Origin of the sequence: Lactobacillus hominis DSM 23910 = CRBIP 24.179 (assembly GCF_000296835.1) — a bacterium.
Lineage (GTDB): Bacteria > Bacillota > Bacilli > Lactobacillales > Lactobacillaceae > Lactobacillus > Lactobacillus hominis.
Window position 1 is genome coordinate 111,073 of the sequence record NZ_CAKE01000001.1, and the last position, 18,865, is coordinate 129,937.

At 33.1% G+C, this 18,865-nt stretch carries 9 protein-coding genes and 2 pseudogenes; 10 read left to right on the forward strand and 1 reads right to left on the reverse strand.

Annotation, left to right across the window (positions count from 1 at the left end; translation table 11 throughout):
• Positions 1-30 precede the first annotated feature (30 nt).
• From xerA to BN55_RS00590, 5 genes are read left to right on the forward strand one after another with little or no spacing between them, the layout of a single operon-like run.
• A complete protein-coding gene (gene xerA / locus BN55_RS00570; RefSeq protein ID WP_008469575.1) occupies positions 31-999 on the forward strand; it encodes a site-specific tyrosine recombinase/integron integrase in 969 nt (322 codons plus the stop codon).
• A 23-nt stretch (positions 1,000-1,022) separates the two neighbouring features.
• Positions 1,023-2,120 carry a restriction endonuclease subunit S gene (locus BN55_RS00575; RefSeq protein ID WP_050999508.1) on the forward strand — a complete coding sequence of 366 codons (1,098 nt, stop codon included), beginning with the start codon at positions 1,023-1,025 and terminating at the stop codon, positions 2,118-2,120.
• Entirely contained in the window at positions 2,104-5,445 is a 3,342-nt protein-coding gene (locus BN55_RS00580) for a DEAD/DEAH box helicase family protein (RefSeq protein ID WP_008469577.1), read from the forward strand. Before BN55_RS00575 ends, BN55_RS00580 begins: the two co-directional genes overlap by 17 nt.
• Positions 5,446-5,494: 49 nt before the next feature.
• Positions 5,495-5,917: a (deoxy)nucleoside triphosphate pyrophosphohydrolase gene (locus BN55_RS00585; RefSeq protein ID WP_008469578.1), complete on the forward strand. Its 423-nt coding sequence runs from the start codon at positions 5,495-5,497 to the stop codon at positions 5,915-5,917.
• On the forward strand, positions 5,910-8,825 hold the full coding sequence (locus BN55_RS00590) for a DEAD/DEAH box helicase (protein WP_008469580.1): 2,916 nt from the start codon (positions 5,910-5,912) through the stop codon (positions 8,823-8,825). The genes BN55_RS00585 and BN55_RS00590 overlap by 8 nt, the downstream gene beginning before the upstream one ends.
• A 437-nt stretch (positions 8,826-9,262) precedes the next feature.
• On the opposite strand, the pseudogene BN55_RS10175 reads toward BN55_RS00590, so the two are convergent.
• Positions 9,263-9,931 (reverse strand): annotated as a pseudogene (locus BN55_RS10175) (carotenoid biosynthesis protein).
• A 128-nt stretch (positions 9,932-10,059) separates the two neighbouring features.
• Between BN55_RS10175 and BN55_RS10360 the strand changes: the two are divergent.
• From BN55_RS10360 to BN55_RS09505, 5 genes and pseudogenes are all read left to right on the forward strand, one after another.
• Positions 10,060-10,146 (forward strand): annotated as a pseudogene (locus BN55_RS10360) (FMN-binding protein); the annotation flags it as partial.
• Positions 10,147-10,286: 140 nt separating this feature from the next.
• On the forward strand, positions 10,287-11,549 hold the full coding sequence (locus BN55_RS00600; RefSeq protein ID WP_008469584.1) for an ATP-binding protein: 1,263 nt from the start codon (positions 10,287-10,289) through the stop codon (positions 11,547-11,549).
• A 17-nt stretch (positions 11,550-11,566) separates the two neighbouring features.
• Positions 11,567-12,508, forward strand: a complete 942-nt coding sequence (locus BN55_RS00605) for a restriction endonuclease (RefSeq protein WP_008469585.1) — start codon at positions 11,567-11,569, stop codon at positions 12,506-12,508.
• A gap of 76 nt (positions 12,509-12,584) precedes the next feature.
• Positions 12,585-13,220 carry a copper homeostasis protein CutC gene (locus BN55_RS00610; protein ID WP_008469587.1) on the forward strand — a complete coding sequence of 212 codons (636 nt, stop codon included), beginning with the start codon at positions 12,585-12,587 and terminating at the stop codon, positions 13,218-13,220.
• 160 nt (positions 13,221-13,380) lie between these two features.
• A complete protein-coding gene (locus BN55_RS09505; RefSeq protein ID WP_008469588.1) occupies positions 13,381-18,309 on the forward strand; it encodes a BspA family leucine-rich repeat surface protein in 4,929 nt (1,642 codons plus the stop codon).
• Positions 18,310-18,865 lie beyond the last annotated feature (556 nt).

Genomic DNA, 18,865 nt, shown 5'->3' on the forward strand with positions numbered 1-18,865 from the left:
AGTGAAAAACTCTAAAATGGGAGATTCACTATGGATGAGAAGTTTGTTGAAATAATAAATGAAATGGCTGAAGTGCTTAATGCGGCACAATTAAAGCGACTTCAGGAAGTAATGCTAAAGCATTTGGTCGAAAGAGAACCACGAAAAAGAAAAATTAGTAATAGGGAATACTTGGCTAAATTTCTTGAAGCTAAAAAGATGGAAGGTTGTTCTGACAGAACAATTAAATATTACAAAGTTACCGTTGAACAGTTGCTGACTAAAGTAATCCGACCAATACGTAAAATTACTACGGAAGAAATGCGTGAATATTTAGTTGAGTATCAAAAAATCAATAATTGTGGAAAGACGACTATTGATAATATTCGCCGTAATATTTCTAGTTTTTTCTCATGGCTTGAGGAAGAAGATTATATCTTGAAAAGTCCTATGCGACGTATTCATAAGATACGATCAGAAAAATTAGTAAAAAATGTAATTACTGATGAAGATATTGAAAAGCTACGTGATGGCTGTTCTTGTCTAAGAGATGTTGCAATGATTGATTTACTGTATTCAACGGGCATTAGAGTAGGCGAACTTGTTCGACTTAACAGAAATGATATTAATTTCTCTGAACGTGAATGTGTGGTATTTGGAAAGGGAGATAAGGAAAGACGAGTATATTTTGACGCTAAATCAAAAGTACATCTTATTAATTACCTAAGAAGCAGAGAAGACGACAACCCAGCTCTTTTTGTTTCCTTAGACAAGCCAAATGATAGATTGAAAATTAGTGGAGTAGAGATTAGGTTACGACAACTTGGAAGAAAACTACATTTAGATAGAATTCATCCTCATAAATTTAGACGGAGTATGGCTACTAGAGCTATTGATAAAGGTATGCCAATTGAACAAGTACAGAAAATTTTAGGACATTCTCAGATAGATACAACAATGCAATATGCAATTGTTAATCAAAATAATGTAAAGGCGGCCCATAGAAAATACATATCCTAGCAAATTCAGGTTTGTAGGGTGCAGTGTTGATTCAAAAGTTTACAACTTTATTTAAAGATGTAACTAGACAGGGTACTAAAATCCCTAAAGAAGAATATTTAAGTCATGGAAAAAATATAATAATAGATCAAGGACAAGATATTATTGCTGGTTATACAAATTGTGAAGATGGTATATTTAAAAAAATTCCAGCTATAGTTTTTGGTGATCATACAAGGATAATCAAATATGTTGATACGCCATTTTTCTTAGGAGCAGATGGAGTAAAAGTGTTGAAATGTACTGATAAAGATGCAAACTATAGGTATTTATACTATGCTTTAAAGAATGCACATATTCCAAATACAGGCTATAATCGACATTTCAAATGGCTTAAAGAAATAACTATAAATTATCCAGACAAAAATAGACAAAATGATATTGTTAATATTCTTGATAAATTAGAATACATTATTAAAATGAAATCTCAAGAATTAGATAAGTTCGATGAACTAATCAAAGCCCGATTTGTCGAGATGTTTGGTGATCCTTTTAACAATCCTCAAAAATTTGATATGGCTCGATTAGGAGATATAGCGGATTTGGTTAGTGGAGGGACTCCGTCTAGAAAGAATATGAAATTTTATAATGGTAATATTCCATTTATTACCACTGTTGCTTTAGGCCCCAATTATGTTGAGTCTAAAAATGCGCAAGATTTTATAACTTTAGAAGGTGTAAACAATTCATCTACAAAAGTTATAAGAAAAAACACCTTATTAATAGGTACTAGAGTTGGTGTAGGAAAGACATCTATAACCAATGACAATATGGCTATTAATCAAGATATAGTTGCACTGAATAATGTTGATATGGCAAGTTATGATTTGTTTTATTTAAAAGCTGTTTTAGATCAATATCAGTATTATTTTAATCTTCAAAAAAGAGGAGCAACTATTAAGGGAATAACATCTAAAATTATTAAACAAGTTCAGATTCCAATATCACCAATTGATCTTCAAAAAAAATATCATAATTTCGTCCAACAAGTCGACAAATCAAAATTTGAAAATATAGTATACTTAAATAAAACGCTCTCAAGCAAAATTCTCAGTCAATTAGGAGATGCTATCCGTGACTAACTTTGATTATTTATTAGAAGAACCACAATTTAAAGATTTCGTGGAAATTGCAATAGCTGCTGAGAAAGTAGCTGTTATTGATCCTGCAACATCGGTTATTGACTGCCGACGTGCAATGGAATTGGCAGTTAAGTGGATGTATTCGGTTGATAAAGATTTAAGAACGCCATACCAGGATAAATTGGTAACATTGATAAATACCTTAGACTTTAAAGATATTGTTGATCCTAATACTTGGCAGGGTTTGGATTTGATTCGAAGATTAGGAAACGTAGCAGTACATACTAATCGAAAAGTATCTCTAGATGAAGCTGTTTTATGTTTAAAGGCTTTATTTAGTTTTTTTGACATGCTTGATTATTGTTATGGTAGCAACTATCAAAAGAAAGATTTTGATAAATCTCTTATTGGAAAATATCGTTTGGAATTTGTTCCAAAAGTAGCGCCAGTCAAAGAAACTACGGTTTCCCTTGATAAACTGACGAAGAAGAATGAATCTTTGCAAGAATCTATGACTGCGCAAAGAAAGGCACAGGAAGATAGCTATAATCCAAAGCCTTTTGGAATATCAGAATTCAAAACTAGAAAAATTTATATTGATACCATGTTAGCAGAAGCTGGCTGGGTTGAAGGGCAAAATTGGTTAAATGAAGTAGAACTTAAAGGAATGCCTAATAAGGCAGGCATAGGATACGCTGATTATGTTCTATATGATGATGCACACCAACCTCTTGCCCTTATTGAGGCAAAGAAAACGTGCAAAGATGTTGCTGTTGGTCGTCAGCAAGCAAAACTATATGCTGATTTATTAGAGAAAAAATACGGACGTAGACCAGTTGTATTTTTAAGTAATGGCTTTGAAACAAGAATTATCGATAACCAATATCCGGAAAGACAGGTTTCATCTATTTATTCTAAGCGTGATTTAGAAAAGTTATTTAATTTACAAAAAGTTCGTCAACCATTAACTAATATCACAGTTGATGATAATATTGCTGGTCGGTATTACCAAAAAGCTGCTATTCAAGCAGTGTGTGAAAGTTTTTCAAAGGAAAATAGACGCAAAGCGTTATTAGTCATGGCAACGGGATCGGGTAAAACTAGAACTGCAGTGGGCTTGGTTAAGGTTCTTTTGAATGCTGGATGGATTAAACATGTCTTATTTTTGGCTGATAGGGATGCACTAGTAACACAGGCTAAAAGAAGCTTTGTAAACTTGTTACCAGATTTATCTTCCACTAATTTAGTCGAAGATAAGTCAAATTATAATGCACGATGTGTATTTTCTACCTATGCAACAATGATGAATGTTATCGATACTGTAACAGATGATGATAAAAAGAAGTTATATACTGCGGGACATTTTGATCTAATTATTGTCGATGAAGCTCACAGGTCAATTTATAATAAATATCGAAATATATTCACTTATTTTGATGCTCCATTGGTTGGACTCACTGCAACTCCTAAAGATGATATTGATAAAAACACATATTCGATTTTTAATCTAGAAGATGGCGTTCCGACTTATGGCTATGATTTGGCACAAGCAGTTGATGATGGTTACTTAGTGCCATATAAATCTATCGAAACTCATTTAAAGTTTATAGAAAATGGTATTAATTACGATGATCTAAGTACTCAAGAAAAAGAAGAATATGAAGAAACTTTCACTGATGAGGATGGTGATTTACCAAAGAAGATAGACTCAGGAAAGTTGAATAAATGGTTGTTTAATAAAGATACAATTCGTAAAGTTTTGAATATCTTAATGAATCAGAGTCTAAAGATTGATTATGGCGAAAAAATAGGGAAAACTATTATTTTTGCTAAAAATCATCGTCATGCAGAAGAAATTCTAAAAGTTTTCAATGAAGAGTATCCTCAATTTAGTAGAAATACTCATGGACAACCATATGCAACCGTAATCGATAATTACACTAACTATTCTCAAAGTGCAATCGATGAATTTTCAGATCTAGATAAGTTGCCACAAATTGCTATTTCAGTTGATATGTTGGATACGGGTATTGATGTACCTGAATGCTTAAATTTGGTATTTTTCAAAAAAGTAATGAGCAAAGCAAAATTCTTCCAAATGATCGGACGTGGAACTCGATTGTGTCCGCACTTATTAGATGGAAAAGATAAGCAAGAATTTTATATTTTTGATTTTTGTGATAACTTCCATTTTTTCCGTATGGGAAAAGGTCATGAAGCAGGAGTTCAAGAAACTTTGCAAAGTGCTCTATTCAACTTAAAGATAGAATTAACTCATAAGTTGCAGGAAGAGCCTTATCAAACAGATGATTTTAAGCAATATCGTAAAACATTGGTTGAAGACTTATCTAAAAAGGTTAAAGAATTAAATAGAAATAATTTTGCTGTTAAGCAACATATTGCTTACGTTGATAAGTTTTCTCAAATTGAAAATTATAATAATTTGACTTATGAAGATATTGTAAATGCTCAGAAGGAATTATCTCCATTGATTCTTCCTGATAATGGTGAACCTAATGCTCTAAGATTTGATGCTTTAGTTTATAAAATGGAACTTGCAAAAATGTCGCAAGAATCATATGGGCGCCTCAAAATTGACCTATGCAATAAGATTTCTAAACTCTCTGATTTAATGACCATCCCACAAGTTAAGGAAAAGAAAGATTTAATTAAGAAAATATTACAACCAGAATATGTTGAATCTACTGATGTGAAAGATTTAGAGCATATCCGTCAAAATATTAGAGATCTTATTCAGTACCTTCCTAAGAAAGGAACGGTATATTATACAAATTTTGCTGATACTGTATTAGATTCGACTATTCATGACGCTGAACTTGAAACAGACACTTTAAAGAACTATAAGGCAAAGGCAGAATTTTATATTAAACAACATCAAAGTGAAAATCTTATGGTGAGGATTAGAGACAATGAACCTTTGAGCAGTCAGGATTTAAAAGAATTAGAATCCATTTTATGGCAAAAGTTGGGAAGTAAGGAAGAATATCAAAAGGAAATTGGTAATAAGGCACCAGGCGAATTTGTACGTAGCATAGTTGGGTTAGATATGCATGCGGCTAAAAAGGCTTTTAATAAATATCTAGATACTGTTCCTTTAAATAAGCAACAAATTTATTTTATAAATGAAATTATCGAGTATATTGTTAAAAATGGAACACTGACTGATATGCATGTTCTACAGGAGTCTCCATTTACAAATCAAGGTTCGATCTCTGAACTTTTTGAGTCAGATATAACTATTTGGTTAAAAGTTAAAACAGCAATTGATGAAATCAATAGTAATGCTGGAGTAGTTGTAGCTTAACATTTAAACAAAATAAGTTGATGAACAAAATATAGGTTAGGTGTAAAAAATGAAAAAAGTAATCAAAGTTGTTGGCGCAGCTATTCTTAATCAGGAACAAAATAAAATTTTAGTAGCTAAAAGAGACTCAGATAGAATTTTACATGATATGTGGGAATTTCCTGGCGGAAAGATTGAAAAAGGAGAGACGCCACAACAAGCTATTAAAAGAGAAATTAAAGAAGAGCTTAATGTAGATATTAAAGTTGGACCTCAAGTGGGAAAAAGCACCGAATTTGAATATGACTTTGGAATTGTGCATTTGACAGTTTTTTATTCTAGGTTGTTAACTACTGATTTTGAACTGGTTGCTCACAGCACAATGAAATGGGTAACGAAAAAAGAATTATCAGATCTGATTTGGCCCGCTGCTGATAAAGAAATTGTTGCAGAACTAAAAAATCAAAAGTTAGAGGATATCAACTTTGAATAGTAATTTAAGACAGGATTTACTAAACACAGTTAAAAACAATTTTATCGATAAAGATGATTATGTCGGAGTAGGTAATTTATCTGCAGGATTAGTTTTAAATCAGTCAACAGATACCAATGTTTATCGTGTTTTAAAAATGGAGTTAGCTACTTGTGAGTCTTTTACTTTTGCAGTAGCTTTTATTAATCACCAAGGTTTAGCCACTTTATTAACAGTTTTACGTGATTTACATAAACGCGGGATAAAGGGACGTATTCTAACTTCAACATACTTGTATTTTAATAAACCTGAAGTTTTTCGCGCCTTACTTGAAATACCTAATGCTGAGGTTCGTTTATTTAATGAAAAAAATGCGAAAAACGAAGTACTTCCTTTTCATGCTAAAGGTTATCTCTTTGAACACAAAAAATATATGTCAGCTATTATTGGAAGTTCTAATTTAACTTCTAGTGCTATTTTAAATAATTATGAATGGAATTTTAGAGTTAACTCTCTTACTAATGCTGAATTAACTCAAGAACTTAGTCTTCAAATTAAAGATGAATGGCAAAAGGCTATTCCATTAACTTGGCAGTGGTGTGAAAGATATCGTTATGAATATGAAAACAAACATAATGATGAGAATATCCTAGATCATCCTCAAGTACCATACTATGTTGAGGATCGTCGACCAATTGAACCAAATTTAATGCAAAAATCTGCTCTAGGAGAAATTGCCGATTTAAGAAATAAAGGAATCGATAAAGCCTTAATTATCTCTGCTACTGGTACAGGAAAGACGTATTTAGGAGCTTTTGATGTTAAGAACTATCAACCCAAGAGATTCTTATTTGTTGTGCATCGTGAGCAAATTTTAGAAGATGCACTAGAAAGTTTTTATAAAGTTATTGGCGGAAATAGGCACGATTATGGTATTTATAGTGGAAATCATCAAATAGATTTAAACACAAAATATGTCTTTGCGACCTCGCAAACCTTGTCAAAAGATGAACGACTGACACAATTTTCTAAGGATGAATTTGATTACGTGATGTTTGATGAAGCTCATCATTTAGGCGCTAATCAATATCTAAAGATTTTTAACTATTTTAAACCTAAATTTTGTTTAGGTATGACCGCTACTCCTGAACGAACTGATGATTTTAATATTTTTAAGTTATTTGATTATCATATTGCGTATGAAATACGACTTCAAGATGCTTTGGAGAATGAGATGCTAGTTCCTTTCCAGTATTATGGAGTTGAAGATTATGTTCATGATAATCAGGTAATTAGTGATGCAAGTTCTCTAAAAGAATTAGTTGCTGATGAGCGTGTTGATTATATTATTCAGCAAACGAAGTATTATGGTTATTCTGGAGATACACTGCACGGTTTGATATTTTGTAGTAGCAATGCAGAAGCAGAAGAACTTGCTGAGGGTCTTGAAAATCGTGGTATCAAGGCTAAAGCGTTATCAGGAGAAGATAGTATTAAAACTCGTGATCAAGTAGTTAAAGAACTAGAAAAAGGTAAGATTAATTATATAGTTACGGTTGATATTTTTAATGAAGGAATCGATATTCCATGCATTAATCAAATTGTTTTGCTTAGAAGCACACAGTCTAGTATTATTTTCGTTCAACAGCTAGGGCGTGGCTTACGTAAATTTCCTGGTAAAGATTATTTAACAGTAATTGATTTTATTGGTGCATATGACAATAATTATCTAATCCCAATAGCTTTAACTGGAGATAAGGCTCACAATAAAGATAATGTAAAGGATGAATTAGAAATTGAACCGATTTATGGTGTATCAGTTATTAATTTCACACATGTAGCTAAAGAACGAATTTTTGAATCGATCAATCACTCTAATTTAACTGTTAAAAGAAAATTACGAGAAGAGTATATAAATGAAAAAAGAAAAATTGGTCATATTCCTCAGATGACAGACTTGCAATCTAGTTCGATTGATTGTCAAGTGATTGCAGATAAGTATAAAAATTATTACAAATTTTTGCTTGAGATGGGGGAAGAACTAGATAATTTAAGTGATTATCAGCAAAAAATCCTTTCATTTTTGACGGTAGTTTTGTCTAATGGAAAAAGAAAACATGAATTACTACTTCTGAGAAATCTTATTGAAAAAGACAAAATTAATGATGAACTTTATGAAAAAATATTAAAACAAAATAATTGTTACTATGATCAAGAAACGGTAAATTCTGTAAATTATATTTTATCGTTGGACTTTTTCAAGGGGAAAGCTCTTCCTAATGAACAATCATATGGTGGACAAGCACTTGTAATATATAAAAATGGTGAATATCGGCTAAATTCAATTTTAAGGGAAAATTTAAAAAATAATTTATTTTTTGAATTATTTAAAGATGCTATTGAAACGGGACTATTACGTTCAAAAAAATATTTATCTAATAAATCTTTTACAATAGGTGAAAGATATTCTCGTTTGGATGCCTGTCGTTTATTAAATTGGAAACATGTTGTTTCTGGTCAAAATATTGGTGGTTACCGTTTTGATGACGAATTAAAGAATTGTCCTATTTTTGTGACTTACGATAAGCGAAAAAGTAATTCTATTAATTATCCCGATCGTTTTATTAGTCCGAGTGTCATCAATATTTATTCAAAAACTAATCGAAAACTAGATAGTAGTGAAGTAGCCAAATTTAAGGACTCAGAGATGTCGTTGTATTTATTTGTGAAGAAATCAAATGATGACGGTGTTAGTTTTATATATTTGGGTCAATGTAAGCCAGAAGAAAGAAGCTTTACTCAAGAATATCAGAAGATTACTCATAAATCCTTGGAGAAAAAGTTAGTTCCAGTAGTTTCCTTTAATTTGCAATTGAGTACACCTGTTGATTTAAATAGATACTATATGTTAACGAAACTAGATTATTAATGACTAACTTAATTTGCATAACTCAATAGACCAAAAACTGTATTGCAGATATTTTTACTACGTATTGTTTTTATTCAAATTCTCAAAATAAACTAACCCTTGCGAAAAGATTTCAAAATATTGTAGATTATTACTTAAAAGCAAAAAAGATTAATGAAACTCCTATTGAATTATGTTCTAGAAATCAAACAGAGAAAGAGCGCAGAGAGATATTAAGATATCTAGTTTTGTTTTTTGCTAGATATTTCCTCTGTTGTTAGAAATATTAATACAAGTATTTCAAATAGAGAACAGATAAGTATTGATAACAGTTCTGATTTAATAAAAATTCTGGGGACTTTTATCATGATTGAAGCGCGACATAGTCCACATATTTCCTAACCACAACAAAAAGAGCAAGACTTGATCAATAACTGAATCAAATCTTGCTCTTTTTCTTATTTATTTAATTCTTTAAAGTGGTCTTGGATTAGGATAAATCCAATCCAAGCTACGAAGCAAAGGGTGAAGACGGCAATTAGACCTGCATAATGCCAAATTTCTAAATGAGTGTGCTTAATAATTGCTGTTTCAACATAGCTAAGTCCTTGCATCATATATACGGCTGGAGCGATATACCAGTAAGCAGCCGGATAGTCTGAACTGATTCGGTTCTTTATATTTGCTTTTGAAATGTATAAAGCAAAGATCTGCATAAATACGTATACCACGAAGAACCAGCCGGGAAAGTTAGAGATAGGGATGTTAAAGAATGTACTGCCATCTTCCCAAACCCAGTTTCTGTTTAAAGTAGAAGCAGATGGATCTAATACAACATCCCACATTACCATGATAAAAGTTGCTGTGAATGGAACTAGAAATGTTTTGATACCAGATAATTTCTTTTCATATTAATTGTTAATTACAAGTGATAAAATCCAAGCAAAGTAACCCATTCCAAAGTAGGCTGACATAATAACAATTGGAATGTCCCATATTCTTGAACCAGAAATATCATAGTGATAATTTCCAAATGGGAAACCTACATGAATACTGAAACCTTCAAAGAAATTGCTGACTACCCAGCATATAATAAAGAATAGGACAAACCAATTCCGTACTTGTATGGTGCAGGTAAATTAGGTGGTAATCAGCATCAAGGTGGAGGGGTAACCTGAGCTGAGTGTTTTATTTTTGGTAAGATTGCAGGCGAGCACTAAAAGAGATTCCAGAGCTTATCATTAAAGAAAATAACCCAGATGTTGATGCGGTTTCTGGTGCATCTGCTACAAGTCGCGCAATCAGTGAAGCTGTCCGCAAGGCTTTGAAAAATGTGAAATAAGTCGGTTGAAAAGAGAATTGTTGTCTTTTTCAACGGCAAAACGGTCGAGAAAATTGAATAATCGCGTGCAAAACGGTTGAAAAAACGGTCGAATAGCTTTTCGACCGTTTTTTGATATAATGAAACTGAGGTGATGACAGATGCGCGAAACTAAAGATTTAGAATTTAAAGAACAAGTTACAAATACTTTTCTAAAAACTGTCAGTGCTTTTGCTAATTATGGTACTGGAAAAATAAAATTTGGAATAAAAGATAATGGGCAAGTAATAGGCTTAAACAATCCAGTAGATGCCTGCATAAATATTGAAAACAAAATCAATGATTCAATTAAGCCCAATCCTGATTATAATCTAATAATTGATGATAAAACTAAAGTTATTACTTTAATAGTAAATAAAGGAAATAATGCGCCATATTTCTATAAATCAAAAGCATATAAAAGAAATGACAGCGCATCTGTAGAAGTAGATCCAGTCGAATTATCTCGTTTGATTTTAAAATCTGAAAATAAATCTTATGATAGTTTAGTGTCAAATAATCAAGATTTAACTTTTAACATGCTTGAACAGGCTTTAAAAGATCACTTAGGAATCAGTAACTTAACCAGCGATATTCTAATTACTCTAGAGTTGAAAAATCGTGAAGGTCACTATACTAATGCGGGTGCTCTTTTAGCAGACAAAAATAATTATCGTGGAATTGATATTGTAAGATTCGGTGAGAATATTAACATTATGCTTGATCGGCTGGCTTATGAGCAGATGTCTATTCTCGAAGAATATAAGCAAGCAATTGAAAAATATCGTCAATATTATCAACATGAAGAAATTATTGGCTCTGAACGAAAGAAGATACAATCTATCCCCGAAAAAGCATTTCGTGAAGCTGTAGCTAATGCCTTAGTCCATCGTACTTGGGATGTAAATGCTCAAATTAAAATTTCTATGTTTGATGATCGAATTGAAATTATTTCTCCGGGTGGACTGCCAGATGGTTTGAGCAAAGAAGAATATTTAGCAGGCCAGATTTCTATTTTAAGAAATCCAATTATTGCAGGCGTATTTTTTCGTTTAGGATTAATTGAACAATTTGGAACTGGTGTACAGCGTATTTTAAAAGAATATAGTCACAGCATTATTCAACCACAATTTTTGATTTATGATAATTCAATAACTATTAAACTCCCAGTTGTTCAAGAATCGCTTCAAGATTTAACTGGAGATGAGCAAAAAGTTTATAGTGTGCTGAAAGATAAAGAATTGAGTACTTCAGAAATTGTTCAAATGACTGGTTTTGGGAGAACTAAGACCTTAAATGTGATTAAAAAACTAATTGATGATGGTTATGCTACAAAAATTGGTAATGGACGCAGTACGAAGTATCGAGTAGCAAAAAATAAGTAATATAGGATTTTTAGATAATGATTGATTATAAAACACTGAAACATAGTGATAATGGAATGCCAACTTGGGATGCTTTTCTAGGTCCTGTATTACAGGTGGCAAGTACAAAAGATGAGTGGATAGGAAAAGAATTAGACCAAGCTGTACTTGATGAAGTCAATTTACCTGAAGAACTTGCTAATTTAAGATATGCATCTAAATATCACGATTTAATTGCATATAATCGTGTCGGATGGGCCTTAAGTGAGTTCAAATTGTCAGGTTTACTTAATTCACCTAGAAGAAGTATCTATAGGATAAGTGAAACAGGAAAAGAAGCATTAGATAAATACGGACTAAATATTACACGTGATTTTGTTCATTCTCAACCAGCATATATTGAGCATCAAAGTAATTTGAAGAATAAAAAAGAAGTTGATAATGACATCACAGAAGATCAAACTTTTGAATTAACTGAAAAGCAAATCAAAGATTGGTTTGATAAGCAAAGTAGTGACTTATCTGAAGAATTGATTGCTAAATTACGTGGTACTGATCCATATCAATTTGAACATATGATGGTTCGACTGTTAAATAAAATGGGGTACAAAGGAACTAACGGACAGTCTGTTGTAACGCAAAAGTCTAATGATGGTGGTATTGATGGAATTATAAATCAAGATCTATTGGGCTTGCGGACTGTTTATGTGCAAGTTAAGCGTTATGGCGAAAAGAATATTGTAGGTAGTCCTGAAATTAATAGCTTTTTTGGTGCACTTAGACGTAAACAAGCAGATCGTGGTGTGTTTATCACTACTTCTTCTTTTACTAATGATGCGAGAGACGCAGCAAAACAGTTAAACATTGCCTTAGTTGATGGTGAAATGCTGACAAACTTGATGATTCAATATAAAGTTGGCGTACAGGTTAGTCAGATTTATGAATTGTATGATATTGATGATGATTTTTTTGAAGAATAATCTATTTTCTCGCGCGCGAAACGGTCGAAAAAACGGCTGATTAGCTAATCGACCGTTTTTTGGGAGGATGAAAATCATGATAAAAGAAGTTTGCATTGAAAATTTTACTGATGTATCAAGATTTATAAAATTAGGAGCTGATCGTTTTGAATTAAATAGCGATTTAGCAGCAGGAGGTCTCACGCCATCTTTTGGTATGATAAAAAAGACGGTCGAGGTTGCTCATCAAAGCCATATCTCAGTTGAAACGATGATTCGTCCGCGTGGTGGCAATTTTGTTTATTCAGATAATGAGATTGCAATAATGAAAGATGATATTCAAATGGCTGCGCTGCTTAATAGCGATGGAGTAGTTTTTGGCTGTTTGACAAGCGATAACAAGCTAGACAAAGATAAGATGAAACAGCTGATTGATCTGGCACGCAGTTTAAATTTAGAAATTGTGATGCATATGGCATTTGATGAAATTGCGCCAGAGCAATGGGAAGAAACTATTGACTGGCTCGCAAAGCATGGCATTAAAAGAATTCTCACTCATGGCGGTCCACTCAGTCAATCAATGTTTAATACAATTCCAAATCTTAGAAAAGTTATCGATTTAGCTAGAAATAAGATCGAAATTTTGCCAGGTGGTGGAATTAACTCAGATAATTTATTCCAAGTTGATAAATTGCTACATTGTGACCAATATCATGGAAGCAAAATAATCTAAAACTAAACAGATAGAAATTTGATTCTATCTGTTTTTTATATGCATTAAATAACAAAAATCTAATATATAAACCTTGTTAAAATTCTTTTATGGTCCTATAATAAGCTACGAAAGATAACGGTAGTTATATAAATAAATTTAGTGCCCGGAGGAGTCGAAAATGAGAAAAGATATGGATAGTTGCCAACATTTTTCGATTAGAAAATTAACAGTAGGTGCTGCTTCAGTATTAATTGGCGTCAGTTTCTTAGGTTTTAATAGCTCACAAGTAAAAGCTGATAGCGTAAAGCCTGAAGCTGATAAAAATAATGATAATATTCAAAAAGATGAAGATGCTTCTGTTACAGTTGATAAAAATGCTGCAACGGTTGATGTAAAAAAGCAAGAACAACAATTGAAAGTTAAGAAGCCAGTTCAATTATCAGTTAAAAAGTCTGATGAAGATAAGCAAGAACAAACTCAAACTACTGATAAAGATAAAAACTTAACTGAAAGCAAAGAAGCTACTCCAGCAAAAGAAATCAAGGCTGATTCACAAAAAGCTTCAACTAAAACAGCTAATCAAGATAAAGCTCAAGTTGTTAAAGACGTTAAGGTAGCTTCTGACGCTAAAAATAAAAAGGTAAATGAAAATGATGCTGCAAAGCAATTTAATTTAAATGATTGGGATAAGACAGTTTCTGATGGTGATTTAACTTTAGGTAAATACATCGGTCAAGGGGCAGAGACTATTTATATCCCTAACGCAGCCGATGTTCAAAATATTACTGAATACCACGATATTCAAAAAGTTATTATTAAGAAAGATACAATTACTAGCTTAGTCGGCAAGACTCACAACTTAACAGTTAGTGATACTGATGATCAAAAAGTCTATGCTCAAGGCGACATGTCGTCTGCTTTCCAATCACATAACAATAACTGGCACCAAGTTGACTTAACTAACCTTGATACTTCTGGCGTAAATAATATGTACGCTATGTTTGCTAATGAACATGATTTAACCAGCGTTGGTGATTTATCAGGTTGGGATACAAGTAACGTGGTAAATATGCAATTTATGTTTAATGATTGCCCAGAATTAACTGGTACTTTGAATCTTTCTGGTTGGGATTTAAGCAGTCTTAACCATAATTATTATCCTGTATCACAAATGTTTTCAGGAGATGCCAAGATTAGCGATCTTAATGTAAGCAACTGGAAGTTAGGTAACGATGTTACTGATATCGGTGGCTTATTTGGCGGTTTAGCTGGAGTAAAAACCATTGACGTAACCAACATGGACTTAAATAAAGTCACTAATGCTCATGGGATGTTTAATGGCGATTCATCTTTGACCACTATTAAAGGTTTAGATACTTTAAAGACCAATAACGTCACTAATATGAGCAATATGTTTGACGGCGATAGTTCTTTAGCTCAACTTGATTTAAACAACTTTGATACTACTAATGTCACTGATATGAGTGCAATGTTTCAAAATTGTTATTCATTGAGCAACTTGAGCGGTCTTTCAAACTGGAATATATCTAATGTTAAAAGCATGAATCACATGTTCTGGGGTGTTGGCAGTCAAACTAATGCTGGTCAAAGAGCAAACTTAGATTTATCTTCTTGGAAAGTGGATCCTTCAAAATCTCAAGTTTACGATATTTTTACAAACGCTCACTTTGATAGTTTGAAGCTTTCAGGCTGGAAGTTTAACGATGATCTTTTGAGAAGAGCCGCTGCCACAATGAAGGGTAGCAGTGTTATCGATGTAACTGACTGGGATACTTCAGCTGTTGATGATATGAGTGGTTTGTTCAGTGACTACAAGAATACAACTAGCATTACTGGTTTAGATACTTGGAATATTGATAATGTTAAGCATATGGATCGTATGTTCCAAAATACTCCATTGCTTAAGGCAATTATTTCAAAATGGAATCCGGCTAATTCAACTGAAGATAATATGTTTGATGGTTCAGCTATAACAGTAAAAGACTTTAACTTCACTGATAACGGACTGAGATCATATCTTGGTAATAGAAGAAATGACACTGTTATCGATGTCACTGGCTTTAAGACTAACCGCGTTACTAATTTATCTAACTTATTCTGTCAATTTGGTAATTTAACCGAAGTTAAGGGTTTAAATACTTGGAATACTAGCAATGTAACTAATATGGGTAACATGTTTAGCTTTGATAGTAAGTTAACCAATCTTGATTTAACTGGCTGGGATACTTCTAAAGTTCAATACATGGATCATATGTTTTATGGCGATCATAGTCTAGCTGAAATCAAGGGAATCGAAAACTGGGATGTATCTAAGGTAACTAACCTTAGTTATATGTTTGACGCTAGCCAAATGGATAACTCCGGAATTAATCCTGCAGAAGGTAGAGACTTTGGACAATTTAAGGCTAACGGTAGTTTAACTAGCTTAGACTTATCTAAGTGGAATACAGCCAGCGCTACTAACATGGAAGGCTTATTCAAAGGTCAACAAAACCTTACTAGTGTAGGAAACTTTAACAATTGGAAGACTGATAAAGTTACTAGCATATCTGACATGTTCGCTCTCGATAAGAACTTGACATTCTCAGATGCAGCTTGCGCAAATATGGCTAAATGGAACACCAGCAATGTCACTACTATGAGAGAATTGTTTGAAGGCCTTGAAAAGCAAGCAGATTTAAGTTTTGTAGCAAGCTGGAAGACTGGCAATGTCAATGACATGAGCTACATGTTTATGAATGATAAAGCTCTTACAAATGTTGGCGATCTTTCTGGATGGGATACAAGCAAGGTGGGTACTGCTCAAATTGCTGGTCAACCTGAAATCCAAAACTATGGCTTTGGCTTGATGTTTGCTAACTGTGAAAAATTACCTGAAATTAAGGGTATTGAGAAATGGAACGTTGAAAACGTAACTAAAGCACGTGGTATGTTCGAGAATACCAAGGCTTTGCAGAGTTTGGATTTGAGTCACTGGAACACCAAGAATCTTCATATTGCTGGTGAAATGTTTGCTGATTCTGGCGTCAAGAGCCTTGACTTGTCTAACTGGGACTTTAGCAACTTAAAGCATTTTAACGATGGCGGTATGCTTACTGGAAATGCTCTAAATCACCGCGGTAGTGAATTTATGTTTCTTTATTTAGCAAATCCATGTACGATTACGATGAATAATGTCAAATTGCCACAAGATTACAAGGAAGGCTTTGACGTAGTTGATTTTGCTAGTGAACAACCATTAGTTGTTATTAGTCCGGAGCTACTTACAGCTCGTGCTGCTAAAGCTGATACTACTTTAAATAATGAAGAATGGCATTGGAGCAATGGAGCAACTCAAATCGGACACCAGAATGTAAACTATTTAACTTACTACAATAAGGATGATCTGACTAATCCTATTGCTCGTCAAAAGATGAACTTTGTTTTTGCTAGTGATAAGCAGCTTCAGTCCGCAATTGCTACAATGTTATTGGCAGTTCCTGAAGGATCAGCTAGTGTAAGTAATTCAAGCGACTTTTATGGTTATCTGAAAGGTGTAACTTCAGTTGAAAATGTTAAGAAGGCATTGGGTGACAAGCTTGCTTCTGAATGGAATTATGCAAAAGATGCTGAGGATGGGTATTTACCATTTAATGATCGAGCATCTTTAACTGATTTAATTTCAGGAAAATATCAATTAACGTTTGAAGCTGTAGCAAATATTCATTATATTGATAGTACAAATAATAAAGAAATCACTATTAGCAAACAGTCTTATAACACTACCAAAGATGTAACTGGCAATGATCTTGTAAACTCCTGGTCGTTTTCAAACTTTGGTTGGCAACTACAAAGTAGTAAATTACCTGAAAAAATGGGCAGTCAAGATGGTGATTACTACGTTTACTTGACTGCACCAGATAAAACTAAGACTATCAATGAAAAGATTAACTATGTAATTGACGGCAAGACTGTTCAAACTGATACTAAAGAAATTAGCTTTACTCAAAAGTCTAATGGCTTTGATGAAAAGACTTTAAAGCCAACTTACGGTAATTGGGAAGGCGAAGTAGCTTCAGTTACTGCACCTCATACAATTACAAATGACGGCAATAAGTATGACATTGATGTCAAGGCAGCAAAAGCTAATAACTCATTGATCTCAATTGATAATAACGGTGTTATCAGTATCAAAGTAACCGCAACTGATGCTAAAGATGGTCAAAGTTTCGAAATTACTGTTCCTTACGTAAAAGAAAGTTCAGAAACTGGTACTCCAACTGATACTGACAAAGATAGCTTACAAATTGTTGAATTCATTGATCAAGCTAATGATAAAGTGGTCAAAGAAGTAACTAAATCTGGCAAAGTTGGTACAACTGTCGACCTAGATGTCAGCTTACCAGAAGGTTATGTTTTAGCCAAAGGCGAAAAGATGCCAGCATCAAGCTACAAGTTAACCGGCGAAGATAAACCAGTTATTGTCTATGTAGTAAAGAAGAGCTCAGAAACAGGCAAGCCAACTGATACAGATAAGGACAGTTTACAAATCGTTGAGTTTATTGATCAAGCTACTAACCAAGTAGTCAAAGAAGTAAGCAAATCTGGCAAAGTCGGTACAACTATCGACCTAGATGTAAGTTTGCCAAGTGGTTATGAATTGGCACCAGGTCAAGCTATGCCAAAAGCTAGTTATGTCTTAACTGGTAAAGACCTGCCAATCATTGTTTACGTAACTGCAGTTGCTCCAGTTCTTCCAGACGATCAACCTGATATTCCAACGCCAAATCCTACTCCAGATGACAACAATACTGATAATGATACTGTTCGTCCATTGGACGAGGATACTAATGATCAAGAAGAAGTTGTTCGTCCATTAGGTCAAAAGACTCCGGAAGCACCAGAAGTTGCTACTCATGTTGAAAGAGCCAGTCAAGAAACAGTAGCTCCTAAAGCTCAAAGTGTAACTCAAGTTAAGCATGAACACGCTTCAGAAGCATTACCTCAAACTGGAACAAAAGATAACAACATTTTAACCTTATTAGGTATGGGTGTTGCAGCTGTTGCCTCAATCTTTGGTTTGGGCGTAGACCGTAAGAAAAAATAATAGTATTAGAAATTAATCTGAAAAATCATCCCTTGCTTAGAGCAGGGATGATTTTTTTTGTATTGTTTTTATTATTCTTAATGAAAGTGTTTTCTTGCATATAATTTAGCTTATTGTCTAGAACGATTTAACTAGCACTACGCGTTATATAATTTAAGAATATATTAATTAAGTAAAAGCTAAGTATACTATCAAATTTTAATATTCATCACTTTTTACTTGATTTCATGCTTATCTCCTATGAAAATAGTTGCGGACTTCTACAAAACCATTATGGCTATTACATATTACAATTATTTTATCTCCTAACTACTATACACTTACTTAAATCATCCAATCCGTCGCTATTTCTCAGAAACGTGTCTAAGAAAAAAAGATTCTTAGTCCAAAAAAGACTGATGAAATGTTGTGACCCCCCTCCAAAATTCGGACACGGATTTCCGAGGGCAGTACTTAACGAAGATCATCAGTCTTTTTTATATTTTTTTAGTATCGTTTCGCCTTTAAATCTTCAGCATCCTAAATATCAATTAAATTAAATCTCCTAGTTCAAAAA